Origin of the sequence: Leucobacter soli, from assembly GCF_042659205.1 — a bacterium.
GTDB classification, from domain to species: domain Bacteria; phylum Actinomycetota; class Actinomycetes; order Actinomycetales; family Microbacteriaceae; genus Leucobacter; species Leucobacter soli.
Genome location: NZ_JBHSRW010000243.1, coordinates 1 through 3,199 on the forward strand (window position 1 = coordinate 1; position 3,199 = coordinate 3,199).

The following is a 3,199-nucleotide window of genomic DNA, read 5'->3' on the forward strand; positions in this document are numbered from 1 at the left end:
GACGCGCCCGGCGCAACCGGGGCAGCCGGGACACCCGGTGCGGGAAGGGGTCCGTAGGACTCCTGGGCGCGGGCGGCCTGCGCGCGACGCCGGGCCTCGCGGTCCTCGGACCCGTAGGACCAGCGCACCAGGAGCGTGATCGCGAGCCCCAGGCCGGTCAGCAGCAGGGCGGCGACGGCGATCTTCCAGTACAGCTCGGGCACCTCGATGTCGAAGACCTCGATCGCGAGCGGCGCGGTGAAGAGGATCCCGGAGACGACGGCGAGCACGCTGGTGATGAAGGCGAAGCGGCCGAGCGTCTCGGGCTTCCCCTCCCCCATGTTCAGCAGCACCTGGCAGCAGGCGACCACCGCTCGGGTGACGGCGATCACCAGGATCGCCTTCCAGAAGATGCCGAAGGCGAGGAAGTAGCCGCCGTCGCTCATCCAGGTGACGATGAGCAGCAGGGCCAGGATGTAGGAGTTCGCGATCAGCGCGACCGGCGCGTACCAGCTGTTGCGCTGGCCACGGCTGGTGTCGAGCGCGGTGAGCCCCACGAAGACGGCGAAGATGAGGAAGGTCGCCGTGATCCGCTCGACCTTGCCCTCGAAGTCTCCGACGAAGACGAGCGCGATCGCCGAGATCGAGAGGGCGGCGAGCAGGATGATGCTGACCTTCAGGAACGTCGACAGCCGGTGCCTGGACGGGGCGGCGGGAGCCGGGGCGGCGCCCGGCGCGGTCGTCGGCGCGGGTGCGCCCGGGGTCGTGGGTGCGGCGTCGTTCGGTGCGGCAGTGCTCATGGCTCCAGTCTTGCCTGCCTACCTGTGAATCGCCATGTCATCCGCCGCGCGGCGACGATGAGCGCCGTCCGGCGCGACCCCCCTGCGAGGGTAGGCTAGGACGCGTGAATGACAGCATTTCCGTGCAGGCCCCGCAGCCGGGCGAGCCCCGCCCCGATACCGTCGCCGACGCCATCGCGACTCCGGAGCGGGAGCAGCCGTTCGCCGCGCTCGGGCTCAAGGCCGACGAGTACGAGCGGATCCGCGAGATCCTCGGCCGCCGCCCCACCTCGGGCGAGCTCGCCATGTATTCGGTGATGTGGTCCGAGCACTGCTCGTACAAGTCGTCGAAGATCTACCTGCGCCAGTTCGGCAAGAAGGTGAACGACCGCATGCGCGAGCGCCTGCTCGTCGGCATGGGCGAGAACGCCGGCGTGATCGACGTGGGCGAGGGGTGGGCGGTGACCTTCAAGGTCGAGAGCCACAACCACCCCTCGTACATCGAGCCCTTCCAGGGCGCGGCGACCGGTGTCGGCGGCATCATCCGCGACATCATCTCGATGGGAGCGCGCCCGGTCGCGGTCATGGATCAGCTGCGCTTCGGCGACATCGACGACCCCGATACCGCACGCGTGGTGCACGGCGTCGTCTCGGGAATCTCGTCGTACGCGAACTGCCTGGGCCTGCCGAACATCGGCGGCGAGACGGTCTTCGACGCGGTATACCAGGCGAACCCGCTGGTCAACGCGCTCGGGGTCGGCGTGCTGCGCCATGAGGATCTGCACACGGCGAACGCCTCGGGCCTCGGCAACAAGGTCGTCCTCTTCGGCGCCCGCACGGGCGGCGACGGCATCGGCGGCGCCTCGATCCTCGCTTCCGACAGCTTCGACGAGGGCGGCCCGACCAAGCGCCCGGCCGTGCAGGTCGGCGATCCGTTCGCCGAGAAGGTGCTGATCGAGTGCTGCCTCGAGCTCTTCGCCGGGGAACTCGTCGAGGGCATCCAGGATCTCGGTGCGGCCGGCATCAGCTGCGCGACCTCGGAGCTCGCGGCCAACGGCGACGGCGGCATGTTCATCGAGCTCGACAGCGTGCTGCTGCGGGATCCGTCGCTCACGGCCGAAGAGATCCTCATGTCCGAGAGCCAGGAGCGCATGATGGCTATCGTCGCGCCCGAGCGGCTCGACGCGTTCCTCGCGGTGACGAAGAAGTGGGATGTCGAGACGAGCGTGCTCGGCGAGGTCACCGACACGAACCGGCTGATCATCAACTGGCGCGGCGAGGAGATCGTGAACGTCGACCCCTCGACCGTCGCCGTCGACGGCCCGGTCTACGAGCGCCCGGTCGCGTACCCGGTGTGGCTCGACGCCCTGCAGGCCCAGACGGTCGCCGCCGCGGGGCTCTCCCGCTCCGGCAGGGCCGAGGATCTGCGCGACGAGCTGATCGCCGTCGCCGCGTCTCCGAACCAGGCCGACGTCTCGTGGGTGACCAACCAGTACGACCACTACGTGCTCGGCAACACCGCGCTCTCGTTCCCCGACGGCGCCGGCATGATCCGCGTCGACGAGGAGTCGGGGCTCGGCGTCGCGATCTCGACCGACGCCAACGGCCGCTACTGCCAGCTCGATCCGTACGCGGGTGCGCAGCTCGCCCTCGCCGAGGCCTACCGCAACGTGGCGGCGTCGGGTGCCGTGCCGACCGCGGTGACCGACTGCCTGAACTTCGGCAGCCCGGAGAACCCCGAGGTGATGTGGCAGTTCTCGCGGGCCGTCGAAGGCCTGTCGGATGCCTGCTTCGATCTCGAGGTGCCGGTGACCGGCGGCAACGTGTCCTTCTACAACCAGACGGGCGACACCCCCATCCACCCGACCCCGGTGGTCGGCGTGCTGGGCATCATCGACGACGTCGCCCGGCGCGTGCCGAGCGGTTGGCAGGATCAGGGCGAGCACCTCTACCTGCTGGGCACCACCCGTGACGAGCTCGACGGGTCGGCCTGGGCCGAGGCCGTGCACCGGCACCTGGGCGGCCTGCCGCCGACCGTGCAGCTCGACGACGAGGTGTCGCTGGCCGGGCTGCTGCACGCGGCGAGCCAGAGCGGGCTGCTCTCCGCCGCGATCGATCTCTCGGAGGGCGGGCTCGCGCAGGCGCTGACCGACGGGATGCTGCGCTTCGGCGTGGGAGCCCGGGTGTGGATCGACGAGATCATGTCGCGCGACGGCGTCGACGCCACGGCGGCGCTCTTCTCGGAGTCGCAGGCGCGGGCGCTGGTCGCCGTGCCGCACGAGGAGGACGTGAAGTTCCGCGGCCTGTGCGAGGGGCGGGGCTATCCGGTGCTGCGCATCGGCGTGACCGACGGCGTCGGCGACGATGCGGCACTCGAGGTGCAGGATCGCTTCACCCTGCCGCTCTCGGAGCTCGGCGCCGCGCACCGCGCCACCCTGCCC

At 70.5% G+C, this 3,199-nt stretch carries 2 protein-coding genes; one reads left to right on the forward strand and one right to left on the reverse strand.

The annotated features are described in order from the left end of the window. Window positions 1-779, reverse strand: a 779-nt coding sequence (locus tag ACFPZL_RS11515; protein WP_382335500.1) for a hypothetical protein, incomplete at its 3' end; no start/stop codon positions are given. A 104-nt stretch (window positions 780-883) separates the two neighbouring features. Between ACFPZL_RS11515 and purL the strand changes: the two genes are divergently transcribed. Further along, window positions 884-3,199: phosphoribosylformylglycinamidine synthase subunit PurL (gene purL, locus ACFPZL_RS11520; RefSeq protein ID WP_382335502.1), on the forward strand; the 2,316-nt coding region annotated here is incomplete at its 3' end.